At 47.9% G+C, this 19,421-nt stretch carries 16 protein-coding genes; 9 read left to right on the top strand and 7 right to left on the bottom strand.

All coding sequences use genetic code 11. The annotated features are described in order from the left end of the window. Window positions 1–119: 119 nt before the first annotated feature. Window positions 120–569, top strand: coding sequence for a GatB/YqeY domain-containing protein (locus ACZ2XM_RS04770; protein WP_490587233.1), 450 nt, complete (start codon window positions 120–122; stop codon window positions 567–569). Window positions 570–707: 138 nt separating this feature from the next. On the opposite strand, the gene ACZ2XM_RS04765 is transcribed toward ACZ2XM_RS04770, so the two are convergent. Next, entirely contained in the window at window positions 708–2,375 is a 1,668-nt protein-coding gene (locus tag ACZ2XM_RS04765) for a M48 family metalloprotease (protein WP_490587232.1), read from the bottom strand. Between the two features lie 273 nt (window positions 2,376–2,648). On the opposite strand from ACZ2XM_RS04765, the gene ACZ2XM_RS04760 reads away from it, so the two are divergent. The 4 genes from ACZ2XM_RS04760 to thiS all read left to right on the top strand — a co-directional run bounded on the left by ACZ2XM_RS04760 (window position 2,649) and on the right by thiS (window position 5,490). After that, a complete protein-coding gene (locus ACZ2XM_RS04760) occupies window positions 2,649–3,140 on the top strand; it encodes a sulfurtransferase TusA family protein (RefSeq protein WP_490587231.1) in 492 nt (163 codons plus the stop codon). A gap of 677 nt (window positions 3,141–3,817) precedes the next feature. Further along, window positions 3,818–4,678 carry an RNA polymerase sigma factor RpoH gene (gene rpoH / locus ACZ2XM_RS04755; protein ID WP_490587459.1) on the top strand — a complete coding sequence of 287 codons (861 nt, stop codon included), beginning with the start codon at window positions 3,818–3,820 and terminating at the stop codon, window positions 4,676–4,678. 39 nt (window positions 4,679–4,717) lie between these two features. After that, window positions 4,718–5,083, top strand: a complete 366-nt coding sequence (locus ACZ2XM_RS04750; protein WP_490587230.1) for a DUF423 domain-containing protein — start codon at window positions 4,718–4,720, stop codon at window positions 5,081–5,083. A gap of 206 nt (window positions 5,084–5,289) precedes the next feature. Continuing rightward, window positions 5,290–5,490 (top strand): sulfur carrier protein ThiS, encoded by a 201-nt coding sequence (thiS, locus tag ACZ2XM_RS04745; protein WP_490587229.1) that lies wholly within the window; start codon window positions 5,290–5,292, stop codon window positions 5,488–5,490. 335 nt (window positions 5,491–5,825) lie between these two features. Here the strand turns inward: thiS and hpf are convergent, their stop codons facing one another. Together hpf and ACZ2XM_RS04735 are read right to left on the bottom strand one after the other, a co-directional pair. Beyond that, the gene (hpf, locus tag ACZ2XM_RS04740) at window positions 5,826–6,209 is read right to left on the bottom strand and encodes a ribosome hibernation-promoting factor, HPF/YfiA family (protein WP_490587228.1); all 384 of its coding nucleotides are present in this window, start codon (window positions 6,207–6,209) and stop codon (window positions 5,826–5,828) included. Window positions 6,210–6,554: 345 nt separating this feature from the next. Further along, entirely contained in the window at window positions 6,555–8,192 is a 1,638-nt protein-coding gene (locus ACZ2XM_RS04735) for an RNA polymerase factor sigma-54 (RefSeq protein ID WP_490587227.1), read from the bottom strand. A gap of 388 nt (window positions 8,193–8,580) precedes the next feature. On the opposite strand from ACZ2XM_RS04735, the gene ACZ2XM_RS04730 reads away from it, so the two are divergent. Further along, a complete protein-coding gene (locus tag ACZ2XM_RS04730; RefSeq protein WP_490587226.1) occupies window positions 8,581–9,471 on the top strand; it encodes a nitrilase-related carbon-nitrogen hydrolase in 891 nt (296 codons plus the stop codon). Between the two features lie 82 nt (window positions 9,472–9,553). Here the strand turns inward: ACZ2XM_RS04730 and ACZ2XM_RS04725 are convergent, their stop codons facing one another. The 4 genes from ACZ2XM_RS04725 to lptM form a co-directional block, all read right to left on the bottom strand. Further along, on the bottom strand, window positions 9,554–10,498 hold the full coding sequence (locus ACZ2XM_RS04725) for a tyrosine recombinase XerC (RefSeq protein ID WP_490587458.1): 945 nt from the start codon (window positions 10,496–10,498) through the stop codon (window positions 9,554–9,556). Between the two features lie 160 nt (window positions 10,499–10,658). Beyond that, window positions 10,659–11,552: a diaminopimelate epimerase gene (gene dapF / locus ACZ2XM_RS04720; RefSeq protein WP_490587457.1), complete on the bottom strand. Its 894-nt coding sequence runs from the start codon at window positions 11,550–11,552 to the stop codon at window positions 10,659–10,661. 459 nt (window positions 11,553–12,011) lie between these two features. Beyond that, the gene (gene lysA, locus ACZ2XM_RS04715; RefSeq protein WP_490587225.1) at window positions 12,012–13,334 is read right to left on the bottom strand and encodes a diaminopimelate decarboxylase; all 1,323 of its coding nucleotides are present in this window, start codon (window positions 13,332–13,334) and stop codon (window positions 12,012–12,014) included. Between the two features lie 231 nt (window positions 13,335–13,565). Further along, a complete protein-coding gene (gene lptM / locus ACZ2XM_RS04710) occupies window positions 13,566–13,886 on the bottom strand; it encodes an LPS translocon maturation chaperone LptM (RefSeq protein ID WP_490587224.1) in 321 nt (106 codons plus the stop codon). A gap of 725 nt (window positions 13,887–14,611) precedes the next feature. Here lptM and ACZ2XM_RS04705 point away from each other — a divergent pair. From ACZ2XM_RS04705 to ACZ2XM_RS04695, 3 genes are all read left to right on the top strand, one after another. Further along, entirely contained in the window at window positions 14,612–15,802 is a 1,191-nt protein-coding gene (locus ACZ2XM_RS04705; protein ID WP_490587223.1) for an acetate/propionate family kinase, read from the top strand. A gap of 167 nt (window positions 15,803–15,969) precedes the next feature. Continuing rightward, entirely contained in the window at window positions 15,970–18,117 is a 2,148-nt protein-coding gene (gene pta / locus ACZ2XM_RS04700) for a phosphate acetyltransferase (RefSeq protein ID WP_490587222.1), read from the top strand. A 225-nt stretch (window positions 18,118–18,342) separates the two neighbouring features. Then, window positions 18,343–19,173, top strand: a complete 831-nt coding sequence (locus tag ACZ2XM_RS04695) for a nicotinate-nicotinamide nucleotide adenylyltransferase (protein WP_490587221.1) — start codon at window positions 18,343–18,345, stop codon at window positions 19,171–19,173. Window positions 19,174–19,421: the final 248 nt, after the last annotated feature.

Raw genomic sequence — 19,421 nt, 5'->3', positions numbered from 1 at the left:
GTTTTATAAGCGCCACTGTTATCGAATGATATCAGTGGCGTTTTTTATGCTACACTTTTTGTCGATTTTGCGGGCTTTATACAGCCGCTACTCTTTGATTGTCTGTTTAAGGAATAATAATGAGCGAATTAAAAAATACCCTGACTGAAGCCGTCAAAACCGCCATGCGAGCGCGTGAGCTAGAAAAAGTGAAGGTACTGCGCAATGTGCAAGCGGTCATCAAACAGATTGAAATCGATCGCCAAATTGAATTGACCGATACCGACGTCTTAGACATTCTGCAAAAGCAGCTAAAACAGCGTCAAGAGTCGCTCACTATCTTTACCGATAATGGCCGCGAAGACTTAGCAGAAAAAGAACAGTTTGAGATTAATATCATCAATGAATTCATGCCGCAGCAGATGGGCGATGAAGAGTTGGCCGCTATGGTCAATGCCGAGATTGCTGAGCAAGGCGCCACCTCTATGCGCGATATGGGTCAAGTCATGGCCGTTTTAAAAGCGAAAACTACCGGCAAGGCAGACCCTGCTATTGTTTCTAAATTGGTAAAACAAGCGCTACAAGGCTAGTCTCACCAGTTTAGTGCGCTAATGAACTAGTCTCACCAGTTTAGTGCGCTAATGAAAATGTAGCCCGAACCTACAGACCTTAAGATAGCCCGCGATTGCTCACCCTAATAGCCCTCCTATTTACTTAGGGACCCCTATTTACGGTTTGAAGTCTCGGGCTATTTTTGTGTTGGCTATTTCACTATTGATGGTAGCTATTAGCGCGTTCTGCTTGGCCTGTTTGGCGACGTTTAAACCCTGCGTGAACGACACTAGAGCGTCGCTATAACGCCCACGCCAGAGCTCGACTTGGCCGCGATAGCGTAAGGCATTAATGGTGGCTATTTGCGCTAGCTTCGCATCTGTAGCGTGCTTGGCCAGATAGTCATTGGCTTTTTGTAGCCCTTGCCACGCCTGAATATCGCTCTCTTGCTGCTGCACCAGAGGTTTCAATAGGGTCTGCGCTTCTTGCGCTTGGCCTAGATTAATCAGCGCCTCTGCTAAATAAACGCGTAAATCACGGCGCTCAGGATATAAGCGTTGCTGCGCTTGTAAAATATCGGCGGCTTGTTGCCAATTGCCTTGGGCACTGGCCAACTCACTGCGTGTGATAGAAAGTAAAGGCTCTAGCGCCGCTTGCTCATTGACACTCTTTTGTAGCAGCGGTGCTAAAGTCTTCTCTGCAGCGTCATAACGTTGCTGGCTCGCATACCAATGACTTAATGCGAGTGTGGCACCAAGGCTGTGCCTAGCCGCGGTTTGTAACGTTGGCTCATTCGCTTGCTTTGATAGCAGTTGCACCCGCCAATACAGCAAATCAAATAGCGCCTCATGGCGCAGTTGCTGATTTAACGGCACATTGGGGAATTGTTGGGCACGACTTTGCGCTTCACTTAAGCGCTCATTACTCAGCGGATGTGAGCGAATAAAGCTGGGGAGAAAACTCTTATCCGATTGATTTAATTGACTGCGCGCATTCATCGTAGCGAAAAATCGCGGCATCGCCTTAGGGTCAAACCCGGCTTGCGTCATAATTTGCATGCCAACGCGATCGGCTTCGCGCTCATTAGAGCGGCTAAAGGCCATCTGGCTATCCAACGCCGCCGTCTGACTGCCCATCATAATCGCGGTTGCGGCATCGCCATCGGCTGACGAGGCGGCAATGGCTGCGAGCAGACCACCAATTTGTAACAACAGCGCATTACGGCGGGCTTCGCTGCTGTGCTCATAGTGGCGTTGGCTTAAATGCGCCACTTCGTGGGCCAAGACGCTCGCCACCTCATCCATACTTTTGGCTGAGGTAATGGTGCCGGTATGCAGACCGATGACGCCACCCGGTATCGCAAAGGCGTTGATAGAGGGGTCATTGACCACCACTAACGCTATCGGGGCCTGCTGGCGTACCTGCGCATTTAATTGCCACGTAACGTCATTCATCACCGTCTGTACCCAAGGGTCATTGAGGGCGGTCACTTCACCATTGAGTCGCTGTAATGACCACTCCCCGACCAGCCGGTTCTGATGCTGATCGGCAAAGCTGACGCCCTGCCGGCTTAAATCAGGGATACGCAAGGTCTCGGAACTGCCATTGCTATTACTACTGCCACTAAACCCACTATTCGTCACCATAGCGCTGCTATAGGCGCTGTTATTATAGGCATAAGCACTGTTCGCTACCATAGCTATGGGTTGTGCGGCCGCTAGCGTACAAGACAACGTCCCTGATAATATAGTGGTCAGCATACTAGGTAAGGCAAGAGGCACAGTTTTAAGGCGGGACCAAGGCCGCTGACTAAACCGTTGGCGTTGCTGAACAGGGTGGGTCATGAGGGCTCGCTTGTATAATAGTAGGACAGATACGGCGGATATACGGATAGTTTATAATAGGGTCAGCTTTGACTATACGAGCTTGCTTAACTAGGGTCAATCTATCGCACGGTTATGACATGATTGGGTGAGGCTATAGCAATAAATAAGCGGCGGCGCTAGGGGCTGCTACCCCTATGAATTACCATGCCCTGCAACTTTCTAAGCTGAAAAATCTCTCAATATTCGTTATCCTATAAGCATTATAAATATTTGTTATTTTAGGCCTTATCTATGAGCGCTCCCTCTACTTTATCCGATTATGCAGTGAGCATAAGCCCTGAGCTATCCGAGCCACAGCAACAGTTACTCACGCACTTTTTACCACAAATTCCTGTCACTGTGTCCGAGGCCTGTGAAGCTATGGCTATCGTTGCGGTAGTAGATGGTCGCGGAATGGCGTGCCCGTTACCACTGTTAAAGACTAAAGTGGCCTTGCGCAGCGTCAATAGCGGGGAAGCGCTGTATGTCATCGCTACCGACCCTAACTCTACCGCAGATATTGCTGCTTTCTGCCGCCAAAGTGGCGCTAAAACCTTGAGCAATACAGCGAGCGCTCAACTAGACTTACGCCTGCAATATCAAAGCGATGGCGAAATTATGACGGCGACTATAGCCAATGACGCTCTCTCGGAGGCTACGGTAGCGAATAACGCCGCACAAAAGGGGTCAGCTGATACATTCTTTCACTTCATCATTACCAAAACTGATAGCAACTCAGCGTAGATATCCTTTACAATTAGGACTAATCTGTTGCTATTACAAATAGCTGCTAACACTAGTGATGGTTGCTAATGACAGCAGTCAATATAATGTTAAGTACAATATATATTTTAGTCTATGCTCCGCTATACTGGCCTGTTATTCGTATTGAATAAGGGTTTGGCTACTTTAGCTAACCTGTTAGCGCTATAGTTTAAGAGAGATTGATACTGGTTTAGGCTTGCTTGATAAAAACTGAATTCTGCTATCAGTAATATGATATTCCTAGTGTCTTTAATTATTTGTACACTAATTACTTGTACACTAGAGATTAGCTTTTTAATTATTCAAATGCAAAACAGGGACAGCCGTCTAAAAGCCGCCCTACTTAACTTACAAGCTTCATTCCTCTCTATTAGCAGCCGCTATAAGACAAAATGCTACGCTGTAAAGCGCCTAGCCGTCGTTTAAATATTATTAATCTTTTAAATATTATTAGTTGTCGGTCCAATATTAAGGTTTATCTCATGGCAAAAACCACCACAGGCACTGTCTCTCCCGCCGCCACCAAGTCTAGCGCTAAGCAGACTGGCGCCTCGAAGTCCGCTGCGCCTGCTAGTGGAGCGACGAATATGACGCCAAAACCCCCTTACGATGCCTCAGCGCTAGCCACGACTAGCACGCGTGATCTTGTGCCCGCTATGCCGACGCATTTAAGTGCACCTGGGGTCAACCTAGGGGCCTATATCAATACGGTGCATCAAATCCCTATTTTGACCACTGAGCAAGAGCAAGAGCTGGCCCATCGCTATTACGATGAAGGCGATGTCGAAGCTGCGCGTCTGTTGGTCATGTCGCACCTACGTTTTGTGATTCATATTGCCCGCAGTTATTCCGGCTATGGCTTACCACAAGCCGATTTAATCCAGGAAGGTAACTTAGGCTTAATGAAAGCGGTAAAACGTTTTGACCCCAACAAGGGCGTGCGCTTGGTATCTTTCGCAGTGCATTGGATTAAAGCGGAAATTCACGAGTTTGTGATTCGTAACTGGCGTATTGTCAAAGTCGCTACTACTAAAGCGCATCGTAAATTATTCTTTAACTTACGCAGTTTGAAAAAGACCAATAACCAGCTGACTTTAGAAGAGGCAGATGCCATCGCCAACGACTTAAACGTCACGCGTAAGCAAGTGCTCGAGATGGAGTCGCGCCTGACCTCTTACGATGCCTCCTTTGAAGCGCAGTCGAGCGATGACGATGATGGCCGCTATGCGCCGCAGTTGTTCTTAGAGGACGGCATAGACCCTGCAGAAATGGTCGAGGAAGCTGATTGGGAAGAGAATAATAACTCGGCGCTAATCGCTGCCATGGATACTTTAGATGAGCGCTCACGCGATATCGTGGAGCAGCGCTGGTTGTCTGAGCAAAAATCTACCTTGCATGAGCTTGCCGCGGTTTATGACATCTCCGCTGAGCGCGTACGACAGATTGAAAAAAATGCCATGGAAAAAATTAAAGAAGCCATGACCATTGAAAGCGTCATTATGCCGGACGATATCTAAGCGCTGTCTCTGCCACCCCTATTTGAAAGTGAACCACTTATGCTAAATTGGATTGGAATCGCTGCTGTGAATATGGCCGTAGCGGTGGGGCTCGGCGCTTTTGGGGCGCATGGTCTCAAAAAAGTCGCTAGTGCTGCGCAATTGGACTGGTGGCATACGGCAACTTTATATTTATTGGTACATGCTATAGGCCTGCTGGCTATCGGCATTATGATTCGTCTGCAAATGGTGTCTCAGACCCCCGCTTGGCTGCTGCAAATCGGCAGTTTAATCTTTACGGGCAGTCTGTATGCGATGGCATTGGGCGCACCGCGTTGGTTCGGAGCTATTACGCCTATCGGTGGGGTCTTCATGATAGTGGGTTGGCTATGGTTAGCCGTACTGGCTTTTCGTTATCAAGGCTAGCCGCTGCTCCTATAAAATAACTATTATAATCATACAGTCCCTCCTGTTGGTAACGGCTAGGCCTTGTGCGAAATCCTCAGTGGTTTGATTACTTCATAGCTTGGCTACCCCCGTAGTCTGGGCGAGATTGGCTATTAAGCTCATAATTGTTATAGTATTAATGATTTGCTATTCCCCTTCGATATTCGCCTAAAGAGGACGCTATAATGAGTACTGTTACCGTCAATGGTAAAACTATGCAGACCACCCACCAAACTGTGCAGCTGTTAGTCAACGAGCTAAGCCTAAGCCAAGGACGTTATGCGGTAGAGGTCGATGGGGACTTAGTCCCTAAGAGTCAGCTGGATCAGACGCATATTAAAGAGGGTATGGTGATTGAGGTAGTGCAAGCCGTAGGTGGTGGTTAAGCTTATTAGTCAGCTCATCCTAGCCATCGTGTCCATGAAGCCAATAGCAGCAGTGCGCTAATAGAGTGGGATAGCCACTGTAGCAGTCCTAAAGTCAGCGATAAAAAGTATATAAGAGAGTTTATAAACCTATCTTATTAAACGGTTAGCAAGAAAAAGCCCGCTTTATCAGATGATATCGCGGGCTTTTTATGGTTTCGTGTCTATTAAAATATCTACTTAAACGACTTAGCAAATCTCCTTTTAATCTAGTGAAACCAATTCTTTATAACTTTGCTTCTTTATTGCATTGCGCTCAATTTTCTTCTACCGCATTGTAGGTAAGTACCCACTTATTATGGCATCGCCAAATCAGCGGTCTCTTCCATTTCTACAGGCTGGGCATCACGCTTACCGCCACGAGCCTTGCGTTCAATTCTGGTTTTATACTTGCGCACTTGGCGATCTAGCTTGTCTGCCATCTCATTAATGGCCTGATACATATTATCATCACTGGCTTGGACAAACATCTCTTGTCCCGATACTCGCATGATGGCTTCTGCTTTATGATTATTTTTGCCATTGCCGGCGGATTCTGCGCGGTTATTATCAAGCGATAGGATTACTTTAATGCTTTGAATTTGATCAAAATGGCGTTCAACCTTCTCAAGCTTGTCCATGACGGCTGCTTTCATTGCGTCGGTGATGCTGATGTGATGGCCACTGATGGAAATATTCATATGCCTGTTCCTTGTGATAATCGTGTCATAAAGAGCAGTTGTTTCGCCTAACCTTAGCGATGTGAACAACTGCGTCCCATCTCAGAATACGCTACTTAACATTTTGATAAAAAAGACTTTTTCTATTAGTTATCTGCTTATTTAACTTTCAGAGCAATAACCAACTGTCTTTTATAATGCGATTATAAGTGCTTAGGAGATGTCCTTAATTTGTCATGAAAACGCGTCACTGGCAAGGTCTTACTATGTAACTATTTGTAAATATTGCTTTTGTTTTTGTCAGATTTTTATATAATCGAAAAATTTTATTTTTAAACCTAAGCTTCTGTTGCACAATCGGCTATTTTAGTACTTTTGCTTGCGTTGTGTGGAAGAGCCAATATTCATCGCTTCTCGGTATTTCGCTACCGTACGGCGGGCAATATCGATACCCTCGCCAGCTAAACGCTCCTTAATCGCACTATCAGACAAGGTCTTTTTCGGGTCTTCTGCCGCAATCATTTCCATAATCATCGCGCTAATAGCGGTGGAAGAGACATCGCCTTGGCTGCTGTTTACGTGGGAGGAAAAAAAGTATTTGAGCGAATACAAGCCCTGTGGCGTTAGGATACTTTTGCTAGTCGTCAGGCGTGATACGGTAGACTCATGCAACCCAACTTCGTCTGCTACGTCTTTGAGGATCAATGGTTGCATGGCTGTGGCACCTTGCAGCAAGAAGGCTTGTTGGCGGCTTACGATGCAGGTAGCCACCTTCAGTAAGTTTTGATTGCGCTCTTCTATACTACGAATAAACAGGCGCGCATCAGTGAGATGCTCGCGTAAATATAGATTGTCTGGGCTGTCATCGCCACGTTTGACCAGATTGGCATATTCTTTATTTACCCGCAGCTTGGGCAGCGTATCGGGGTTTAGCCGCACCTGCCAATGCTGCACCTCCTCTCCTACCACTGACCTAGCCACGGTAGCTGCTACTAACACATCTGGAATATCGTAGCTCTCAGGAGTGGTATCGTAATTGGGCTGGGCATTGACGAACGCTAACCCGGGCGAGGGATTGAGGGTGCGGATTAGGTTGAGCGCGGGTTGAATCTGCTCTTGTCGCAGTCCCGTCTCTTCCATTAACGCTTTGATATTATTACTGACCAGATGCTGCGGCGCTGTCAGTAAGGCTTTTGCCGAGGCTAGATCAGGGGTGGTGTTGGGCAGCTTATTCAGTTGCAGCAGTAGACACTCCGGTAAACTGCGCGCCCCTACCCCGAGCGGATCGCACGACTGTATGACCCGCAGCACCGCCTCAATTTCTGCTTTATCAACCACATCGTCCCATTGATAGAAGCTAGCCATCGTCGCGAGACTTTGCTCGAGCTCTTCTATATCCAATTGTACAAAGCCGATATCATCCATCGCATCCACGAGATAGTCGGCGATGAGCATATCGGTCTCGGATAGGTGCTTAAAATTCAACTGCCAACGTACATGATCCTGGATACAAGCCGTAGTACTGCCTTGATAGTCATCCATATCATCGTAATCTGGCCGTGCTAGCCCAGTTGCCTCATAACTGTACGAGTCGTCCCAGTCCGTCTGTACAGCACTGTCTAAAGGACTGTCCTCTATCGTATTCTGTTGCAGCTTTTCGGCGCTGTCAGGTAAGTCTGACTCTGCATCGTTGGTCGATGTTGTCGCCCTGTCGCTACTTTGGGTCGTCGCAGTATTGTTCCATAGCTCGCTGTTTTGCTGCGCCTCTAGTAAGGTCGCAGCGCTGCTACCCTCTTCCGCCAAGTCGTCTAAGCTCTCGCTTCTATCGAGCGCATCCTCCGAAGACTCATCCCGTTCCAGTAAAGGATTACTGTCCAGCTTCAGTTGCACTTCTTGCGCAAGCTCTAGGCTAGACATCTGCAATAGCTTGATGGCTTGTTGCATTTGCGGCGTAAGTTTTTGTGAGGTCGCAAGCTTCGCGCCTAATCCGAATGACATACTCATTGCTACTGGGGGCACTCCAAGTCGTGAGAAATAAGAAAGGGTTAACTCTCCTATTAGTATACTGACACAAAGGGACTAAATTAAGCAAAGTCTAAGCAAAAATAAGCTTAGAAATGGCTAAAACTTACGGGCTTAACGGGAAGATAGCATCTTTTCTTATAAATTTGCTATGCTAATTCTCATAGCGCTACTGTGTGCGTAGCTAGGCTAACACAGGGCTAGCATCAGCTTGATAGCCTAGTCACTATTATAACGAACCTATGCTATGGTAACGACAGCCATAGATAAAGCCGGTTAAATCTAGTCATTGTTATAGTTACGGTTATATCTAACGTGGTTACATCTAAATTGGTTATATCTAAAAAACCCTGATTACTGAGAACCCCTTATGACGGTTGCAACCCATACCCCAAAAATCGCAGCTATTCAAATGAATAGCCAACAAGATATCGCGCAAAATTTAGTCACTATCGAAGCGAGTATTGCTGCCGCCAGTCAAGCGGGCGCGGAACTGGTGGTGATACCAGAAAATGCTTGCAGTATGGGACGTCAACACGAGACGGCAGAGCGCTTTGATGACCTAAGCGCGCAGCTGGGTAAGCTGGCTGCTCAGTATCAAGTGCATTTGGTTGCTGGGTCATTGCCCTGTCCCTATCGTCCTGATGGCTCTACCATTAGCGATGGTCGTCTACGCCAAGTCAGCCAACTGTTTGCCCCGCATGGCAGCCGGCTAGCCCGCTACGATAAAATTCATCTGTTTACCGCCACCGTCAACGATAATCAAGGCAGCTATAATGAAGCCGCTACTTTTGAGCCGGGCTCCCAGACCGTAGTGGCGCCTATTACGCTCGCTGAGCGGACTTATCACTTAGGGTTGATGGTTTGCTTTGATTTGCGCTTTCCCGCGCTAGCGCAGCGCTTACGGCAAGCTGGTGCCGATCTATTGACTGCCCCTTCCGCTTTTACTTACCAAACGGGCAAAGCACATTGGCAGTTACTGCTGCGGGCCCGTGCTCTCGATAGTCAGTGTCTGGTTATTGGGGCGGCGCAAGGGGGCGACCATCACTACGCAGACGGCGCTATACGACAGACTTGGGGGCATGCTGCCATTGCTAGTCACGATGGCATCTGTGTTAGCGAATATGAGCACAGTGCTCTGCAAGTTGCCACTAGTGAGGCGGCGCAGCAATACGCTTTAGTGCTAGCAAATTTCGACCCTGCAGCGCAGCACTTGGCCCGCCAGCAATTGCCTACGGGTCACTGCCATCGTTTGGCTTAGGTTAGTGATAAGTCACAAGCAAGATGGGTTATAAGTCGCAAGCAAGATTGCTAATAAGCCGTAAAATAGGGGAAAAACGGCCTTACTCTTCTACAGCCGCTTTGGTAGGATGCGAGGCGCGAGGGTGGGCTTGATCGTAGACTTGGGTGAGCTTGGCAAAGTCCACGTGGGTATAAATCTGCGTGGTACTAATATCGCTGTGGCCCAGCATCTCTTGTACTGCGCGCAAGTCGCCACTGCCTGATAGCACATGGGATGCAAAGCAATGCCGCAGTAAATGTGGATATAAATTCTGCGCGATACCGGCGCGATTGGCAGCCACTTTTAACCGCTGCTGCACGGCGCGCGTCGATAAGCGAGTGCCTAACTTTTCGCTAATAAACAGGGCTTGGTCTTGGTTTTCTACCCACAGATAGCGGTGCGGCAGATAACGTTCAATCGCCTCGGCTGCCTTCTTTCCTAAAGGCACAATCCGCGTTTTATTGCCTTTACCGGTCACGCGTACTTGCTGCGAAGATAAGTCCACAGAACTGACATCTAAGCTGACCAGCTCTCCGACCCGCAGGCCACTGCTGTACAGCAATTCAAACATCGCCTTATCCCGAATCCACAAACGCGCTTGCTCGGGCTGCTCCGGCATCGCCTGATCTAACAGCTGCGTCATCATATCGACGTCAGCGATAGCAGGGAGCGGCCGCGGGCTACGCTTGAGTTGATAGCCGGTCGTTGGATTAATCCGCGCCTGCCCCTGCTCTATCAACCAGCCATAAAAATGTCGTATAGCCGATAGCTCTTGCTGCACACTAGAGAGCTTCAGCTTATCGCGGTCTAAACGTTGGCCAATATGCCGTGCCAATTGGCGTTTATCACAGCGTGTCCAAGTGAGCGCTTTTTCCTCTAACCCATACGCCAACTGTTTTAAAGCTGCATGATACGCGGCTAGCGTATGCGGGGAATGGTTTTGAATAGACAAGGTATGCAGCCAAGCTTCTACAGGGGCTAATAAAGTCTCTAGGTGCTCAGACAGAGTATCAGCTTCAACGGCTACTTTGTCCCCTGCTAGCTCCGCACTGTCCGCACGCTGTAAAGATTTTTTAGCGCTGGTCACGTTGTCCCCTTCATGTTGGCTACCCTGGGCTACTTTAATAAATTATCAGTTTTAACCGCTGACTTTTAATCAGAAGCGCTTAGCCTTTATCAGCAGCCGGCGGCTTAATGCCTGCTTGCGCCATTAGCCCATCGGGACTGAACACGCCTTCGTAAACGAATGCCGTCGGCCCAGTCATCATAACGGAATAGCCGGGCTGCCAATGGATTAACAAGCTACCGCCGTACAATTGCGCACGCACTTCTTCGCCCTCATCAAGCCAGCCTTCACGCACGCCAACCGCTACGGCCGCACAAGCGCCGGTACCACACGCTTGGGTCTCGCCAACACCGCGCTCATACACGCGCAAACGCACATGACGCTGATTCATCACTTGCATAAAGCCGACGTTGACCCGAGCTGGAAAGGCCGGATGCGACTCTATTGCTTTGCCCAACTTTTCGACTTCCGCAGATAAGATATCATCGACCTTAATCACTGCATGTGGGTTGCCCATATTGGCGACATACAGCTGTACCGGCGTGCCATTCACATCAAGATGATAGGCGTTTTGAATCTTGGTGGTCGCTTTTGGGGTAAAAGGAATTTCGTCAGGCTCAAATTTAGGCTTGCCCATATCCACTTGCACCCAACCATAGCGGTCGGTGGTTAAGGTAATGATGCCACTAGCCGTTTCTACACGTAAACGCTGCTTAAACGACAGTTTGCGGGCTTGGACAAAACGGGCAAAACAGCGCGCGCCATTGCCACATTGCTCGACTTCTGATCCATCCGCATTAAAAATACGATAACTAAAATCCACATCGGGACGCATGGGCGGCTCGACGACTAATAACTGATCAAAGCCAATACCTAAATGTCTATCGCCCATTAATTTTACTAATTCTGTCGTCAACTCCAAACGCTGGGTAACTAAGTCAATGACCACAAAATCATTGCCTAGACCATGCATTTTGGTAAATTCTAGTAACATATCCATGTACCTTGTCGTATTTTTGTGTGTGAGTTATCTTACCATGGCCGTTATGACAATGATAATAAAGCGATGGTTAAATACTGCACCCTCTCTAAGCCGTTTATTGCTCAATATTCCGAGTATTAACTCAATGAAAATCAATCATTTTAATACTTCTTACTTTGCCCCATTTACGACTGTAAACCTACTTAACTTTGTTAATAAAAATATTTTTTCCGCTTTACGTCTTACTTTGCTGCCTTATGACTTAGCCTATTTATCGCTTATTAAAGACCTATTTATGACAGATTAAGACCAAGTATTTCTCTATGTGGCAACTTACTACAGGCGTAAAAAAGCCCACTATCTAGCTATTAAATCCGCTCGATAATGGGCTTGGGCTATTACTACTTACTATGAACGAAGCTAGGAGGGGCTACGCGCAGCCCGTCTTATAAAATAATAAGCTATCCTTGGCTAACCTTGCCACAGTTGCTCAGTAGCAAACAGCTCAGCCACTTGCTCACGCGGACGCACCAATTGATGCTGACCTTCTGCCACCATCACTTCAGCACTGCGCGGGCGGGTATTATAATTGCTGCTCATAACAAAACCGTAAGCACCAGCACCGGTCACCGCCAGCACATCCCCTACCGCCAATGACAATGCGCGGTCTTTGGCTAAGAAATCACCCGTCTCACAAATAGCGCCAACGATATCCCAAGTCTGCTGGTTGTCAGCAGCATTGGGCAACACGCTCGGAATAATCGCCATCTCTGCCTGATACAGCGCCGGACGAATCAAATCATTCATAGCCGCATCGACGATAGCGAAGTTTTTATGCTCAGTAGGTTTGAGTACATCGACACGCGTTAATAGCACGCCGGCATTAGCAACAATGCTGCGACCCGGCTCAAAAAACACGGTTAGCCCCAATTGCTGTAATTTAGGCAATAAAGCTGCGGCAAAGTCAGCAATGCTAATCGGGGTCTCATCGATATATTGCACACCCAGACCGCCGCCTAAATCGATATGCTCAAGCTCTATACCTGCCTCGCGTAAGCTAGCGATTAACTCAATTAATTTATCCAAAGCATCGATAAACGGGGCGACTTCGGTGAGCTGTGAGCCAATATGGCAATCGATACCTTTGATACTGATATTTGGCAGGCTAGCCGCTTTTTGATAGACAGCTAGCGCCTTTTCATGCGCAATCCCAAACTTGTTGTCTTTAAGACCGGTCGAGATATACGGATGCGTCTTGGCATCAACGTTCGGGTTTACCCGTAAGGAGATAGCAGCGGTTTTGCCTAACTCAGCAGCGACGTCTTGAATCAAAGCCAACTCGCTATCGGACTCGATGTTGAAACAGCCAATACCAGCCTCTAAAGCATAACGAATATCGTCAGCGCGCTTGCCTACGCCTGAGAATACCACGCGACTGGCCTCGCCACCTGCCGCTAAGACTCGCGCAAGCTCACCGGAAGAGACGATATCAAAGCCCGCACCTGCCTTTGCTAAAATCCCCAATACGGCTAAGTTTGAGTTGGCCTTTACCGCATAGCAAACCTGATGTTTCACAGCTGAGAAGCTGTCGGTATAGGCTTGATAGACGTCCAAAATGGCTTGTTTAGAATAGACGTAGCAAGGAGTGCCATAAGTGGTGGCTAGGCTCTCGACAGCGACGCCATCAACGCATAAAGCGCCTTCGACATAGTGTAGGGCAGGCAATTGCGCCACTAAGGTTTCGGGATTAATAACGCGACCTTGAAGATCAGCAGCTGGGGTAGAATGACTCATAATTAGGCTCAAATTGGCTTGAATGGGTAGCAATTAGCAGGTCACAGGGGCTGAACCAAACCGCTTGTTAGTGGCTTAATGATGCACAAAAGCGCTCGCCGGCGTGACTGCAAATAGGGATAAATTTGCCCATATTATACGCATAAAGAAAAGTTATCAAAATACTAAAATGCCCTGCTATTATTTTAATTAGGACTTAGCAGGCTACTCGTTCTTAAAGGCTACTGGCTATTAATAGTTATTCGGGTCGTCCAAAACTTGTTGCTCGGTCGCTGGATCGAGAAAAGACAAGTCCTCGCTAATCTCATTGGTTTTATTTGAGTTATTTGATTGATTTAATTTATCCAAGCTATCTAAGTCGTCCAAATTGGTATTTTCAGCTGTCGGAGCAATAACCGCTTGGCTATCGCTAGCATCGGACAGATATAGCGCGCCTTTTTGGCCACAGCCGCTACTGACCAATATTACTCCCATTAAGGCAGCCGTAGTTATAGCACGGCGGCGAGCTAGGCTAATTACGGGGTGAAATAGGGATTTTGCAGATATATTCATAGAAATTACTCTTGTTAAAGCAATGATTTGCGAGCATAAACTGCAGCAGGCAACATAAATCGGTCAAATACGGATGATAGAGATAAAATATGATACATTATTGCTTGCTATAAACGGCAGCATTTATGTGTAAGCGGCCTGCCAATAATTTGCAGGCGTCAGCACTTAGCTGACAATTACTCTGTTTTATTGTCGAAATGATAGCGCTAACTGTTGTATGATTACTAAGTAGTTTATTAATCTTAGCGCTATTATTGTTATAGCGGCTAGTGCCTTGGTAATACGCTACTAGCTTAGTAAGACGCTAAAGGATATAGCGCGCCCCGTTATGGTGATTTAGCCGCAACTAAGGCTGATATCACCCTATCAACGCCATTGACCAGTCCTCACCACGGAGCGGTGCTGTGTCAATTGTGTTGATTTTTTTTGGCTATTATTTTTAGTAGGACGATGAGCCGTAAGCTATTAACCGCTGCAGGGTAGCCTACCTTGTGATTAGCACTACCTTTTAATTAGTACTACGTTATTTTTTATACCTTGAAAGTTTTGCTCAACCTTAGGTCAAGAGCTTACTATGCCCTCACCACTTTGCCTAGCCTCTCTATGACCCAGTTACACCGCTCATGATACTTGCCCGCGAACTATAAGGGGTGTGCCCAGATAAAAGATGCCGCCCCGAAAAACGGACTTAAAACACCAAACTTCTTCTCAAAACGAGACTTATTATGACTGCAAAAACCCTCGATAACCCTACTCTAGTATTAAACTGTGGCTCTTCTTCCATTAAATATGCTTTGATCAGCGCCGACAACCAAACTCGTATCACTGGCCTTGCCGAAAACTTAGGGCTCGATACCGCACGCATCAAGCACACCAATTTAAACGGTGAAAAACAAGAAATTAATATTGCCGGTGGCAGTCATAAACTGGCCCTACAAAAAATCTTGGCGCTACTCGAACAATACCATCCGATAGCGGTAGGACACCGCGTCGTCCACGGTGGTCGTGAATTCTCTAAAGCGGTGCAAGTGACTCCGCACGTGCTAGAAGAGGTCAAACGTCTCAAGGTTTTGGCACCGCTGCATAATCCGGCCAACGCTTTGGGTATCGAAGCCGTCAACGCTATCTATCCTGAGTTACCGCAAGTGGTCGTGTTTGATACCGCTTTTCACCAAACTATGCCGCCAGTCGCTTACCGCTATGCCATCCCAAAAGCGCTATATGATGAAGATCGTATCCGCCGCTATGGCTTCCATGGCACCTCGCACGCTTATGTCTCGGACCGTGCTAGCCAGTTGACCGAGCAAGCCGGACCGCACGGTTGGATCACCGCCCATTTGGGTAATGGTTGTTCAGCGGCGGCTATTTACGACGGCAAGAGTCTCGATACCAGCATGGGCATCACCCCGCTTGAGGGCTTGATGATGGGCACGCGCAGTGGCGATGTCGATCCTGGTCTGCACATCCATCTGAAGCGCACCTTGGATATGAGTTTAGAAGAAATCGATACGATGTTGAATAAGCAAAGTGGTCTGCTAGGGGTTTCGGGCTTGTCCAATGATATGCGCACTGTGGAGCAAGCGGCGGATGAGGGCAATGAAGACGCTAAATTAGCATTGGAGCTGTTTAGCTATCGTGCCGGTAAATACCTCGCGTCATTGACCTGCGCCCTACCGACCTTTACCGGTATTATTTTTACCGGCGGCATCGGCGAAAACTCAGTCTCTATGCGCCGCAGTATCCTCGAGGTGATGCGTCACTTTGATATCCAAGCTGACTTTGACAAAAACGCTGAGTTGGTTCGTGGTGCAGAAGGCAGCTTCCACGGGGCGGACAGCGAAGTTGAGCTGTGGGTCATTCCTACCGATGAAGAGTATCGCATTGCTGAAGAGACGCGAGAAGCATTGGGTCTTTAGGCTCATAATCGCAGCTCATAATGGCTTATTTACTCAGCCAACAGCACTGCAATAACCACACGCCAGCGTGCTAATTAGCCCTGATAACGCTCTACTTAGCGCTCAACATAGCAGGGAGTAGCACGCTAGGTCATAAAATTTACGCTCATCTTTTTATAGGAGTTTTTATGCAGACTATTTTACTGGTGCCTACCGATCGTGGTATTGGCCTGACCTCCGCTGCCTTAGGTTTAATTCGAGCACTCGATTATTCAGGGATTAAAGCGGGCTTTATGAAGCCTTTTTTGCAGGATGATACCCAAGATAAGCAAAATCGTCTCGACAACTCCAGTGCTTTAGCCAAACAGGCTTTTGATATCGACTCTCCTGCCTCTATTAACCGTCGCCGCGTTGAGCGTATGTTGGGTGAAGGCAACTTGGGCGATTTGATGGAAGAAGTCGTCGCCATGCACCAAAGCATGAGCGGTGATTACGATATGGTGATTTGTGAAGGGCTGGTACCGACGACAGAAGCGTCTTATGCCGGTCAAATTAACCATGCACTCGCCTATGCTTTAGATGCCAAAATTATTTTTGTCAGTACCGCTGATATTACCAATCCTGAGCAATTGGCCGACAAACTGGACGTGCACGCGCAGGAATTTGGCGGCATCACTGGCGCAAGAACGCTCGGTTGTATCTTGATGCGCGTCAAAAACGTCCCGAATACTTTTGCTACCCAACCCGTCGCCCCTGGTGAAGCGACTTTCCAATTGGATGCCAGCTTTATGCAGGCGGTACAGCGCTTATCCCCCACTTTTGGTACCCAGCAATTCCAAGTGATTGGCGTGGTGCCTTTTAGTGAGACTTTATCCGTATCTCGCACTTGGGACGTCGCCAGCGAATTGGACGCGAAGTGGCTCAGTATTGGCGAGGCGAAATCGCGCCGTATTACCAGAGTTAGCTTGACCGCTCGCACTGTCTCCCGCGTAGGCGAGGTGTTTAGCCGTGGCACCTTGATTGTGACCCCTGGCGATCGTGATGACTTGCTGCTCGCCACGGCGCTCGCCTGTATGAATGGTATCCCGATGGCTGGTATTATCTTGACTGGCGGTATCACGCCCAATGACACGGTGATTGATTTATGCCGTCCGGCGCTCAAGACCGGTATGCCAGTCATGAGCGTGGAGACCGACAGCTACGCTACGGTACAAAACCTCATGAATATGAGCAGCGAAATCCCTATCGATGATATCGACCGTGCTGAAGAAGTGGCCCGTTTTGTCGCCGCGCATCTGGACTTAGACTGGCTCAAAGATTACTTTAACCGTGGCCATGTCTCACGCCTATCCCCGTCAGCGTTCCGTCATTTGGTCGTCAAAAAGGCTGAACAAGCGAATAAGCGTATCGTGTTGCCAGAAGGGGCTGAGCCGCGTACCGTCGAAGCCGCTTGTATCTGTCAAAGCCGTGGAATCGCTAACTGTGTCTTGCTCGCCAAACGCGAAGAAGTCGAAGACGTGGCTAAAAACCTTGGCATCGAACTGCCCGCAGGCTTAGAAATTATCGATCCAGCCAGTATTAACCATGATAAATACATTAAGGCTATGATTGAGCGCCGTAAAGGCAAACTGACTGAGCCTATGGCCGAAGCCCAACTGTCTGACACCGTAGTGCTCGGGACAGTAATGCTGCATATGGGAGAAGTCGATGGCTTAGTCTCTGGTGCGGTCCATACTACGGCCAACACTGTACGCCCCGCTTTCCAGTTTATTAAGACCTCCCCTGATTACTCGCTAGTGTCCTCAGTGTTCTTTATGTTGATGCCTGAGCAAGTCTTGGTCTATGGCGATTGCGCGATTAACCCCGACCCGAATGCCGAAGAGCTCGCTGAGATTGCTATCCAATCAGCAGCATCTGCAAAAGCCTTTGGTATCGAGCCGAAAGTCGCTATGATCAGCTATTCTACCGGCACTTCCGGTACTGGCGATGATGTGGAAAAAGTCAAACGTGCCACCGAAATCGTCCGTGAGCGCGCGCCAGACTTAGCAGTCGATGGTCCGTTGCAATATGATGCTGCATTCGTAGAAAGTGTGGGCAAACAAAAGGCTCCCGACTCACCAGTTGCGGGACAAGCCAACGTGTTCATTTTCCCAGATTTGAATACCGGTAACACCACTTATAAAGCGGTGCAGCGTAGTGCCAATGTGGTGAGCGTGGGTCCGATGTTGCAGGGTCTAAATAAACCGGTGAATGATTTATCCCGCGGCGCTCTGGTTGATGACATTGTCTATACCATCGCGCTAACGGCTATTCAGGCGCATAGCACTGATATCTAAAGGCTATTTTTTTATAAAAGCGTTATTTTATCTTAAGGCGCTTAGCGGCTAATCTCGAAGCATCTTAAAAATAGGACAGTGACATTAGGTTGCTGTCCTTTTTTTATGGCTATTTTTTATAGCTATTAATTAGCATACGGAGCCTCTACAATATAATGTCTAATATTCACACATGCTGTAAAACGGTCTATTTAACCGTTTGCTTATAGGTAATAACGACTTACGATGTCATTCATTCCCAATTTATCATCCCAACCTCCTGCGATTCGTGCCTACCTTGGCGGCTCGTTTGACCCCGTACATCAAGGTCATTTGCAAATGGCGTTGGTGGTTTATGAGCAGTTAATGCAATTAAACGCCGAGCTGAAGCGTCCTGTGCATGTGGCCTTACTCCCCAATGCGCGCTCCCCTTTTAAAGATAAAAGTACCGCTGCCAAGCAACGGCTAGCGATGCTGGAACTGGCCATAGCCGCTACCCCACTAGAAATTTGTACGCATGAGTTATGGCAAGCGCCCCCCGTTTATACTATTGATACGGTGAAAGCGCTGCGTAACCAGTATCCCAACGATACCCTAATTTTTATTATGGGGGCAGACAGTGTGGTGAGTCTGCCGCGCTGGAAACAAGGGTTAGAGCTAATAGACTATGTGCATCTTTGGGTGTTTGACCGTTACTCGCTACCTGCTCAAGCCGGTGATTTAGCACTACAAGGCGAGACACAACCGAAGCCGCAAACTGAAACAGCATTTACCACCAATCTTGCAAAAAATGCTTTAATTAATACAGAATTACGGGAAGACAGACTAATAGCTAAGCTACCTGACCCGTTACAGTCGCGTAGCACTGCTGACCCGAAGGATTTACTAACACCACCCACCGATAGCTTGAAAACACCTATAAACGGACGCATTTATAGAGATAAGACCGCTATCGCTGGCATCTCTAGTACACAAGTGCGGCAAGCCCTAGCAGCAGGGGCTAACGACACTTTAACCGCAGTATTACCCCCTACCGTTGCAGCCTATATTGAGCAGCATCAGCTGTATTCGGAGTGAATCAATGCGTTATTAACACGCAAATATTAGATTGCTGCGCTATTATTAGGTAAACTGAGTACCATAGATTAAAATCAGTGATTGACATGACCGAGAATGTCAGTAAGCTGTCACGCTGCTTAACGCTAGCCGACTTGTCATAGTGCGCCAATCACAGCTTATTAAGCAGGGTGTATTTAACACAATAAAGCGCCCTACTAGTGACTGCCTAGCTTGACTGATATTGCTGAAGGTAAAAATAAAGACAG

The organism is Psychrobacter sp. CoH-33_TS_01, assembly GCF_058189395.1.
This window is presented reverse-complemented; position numbering and strand designations above follow the sequence as displayed.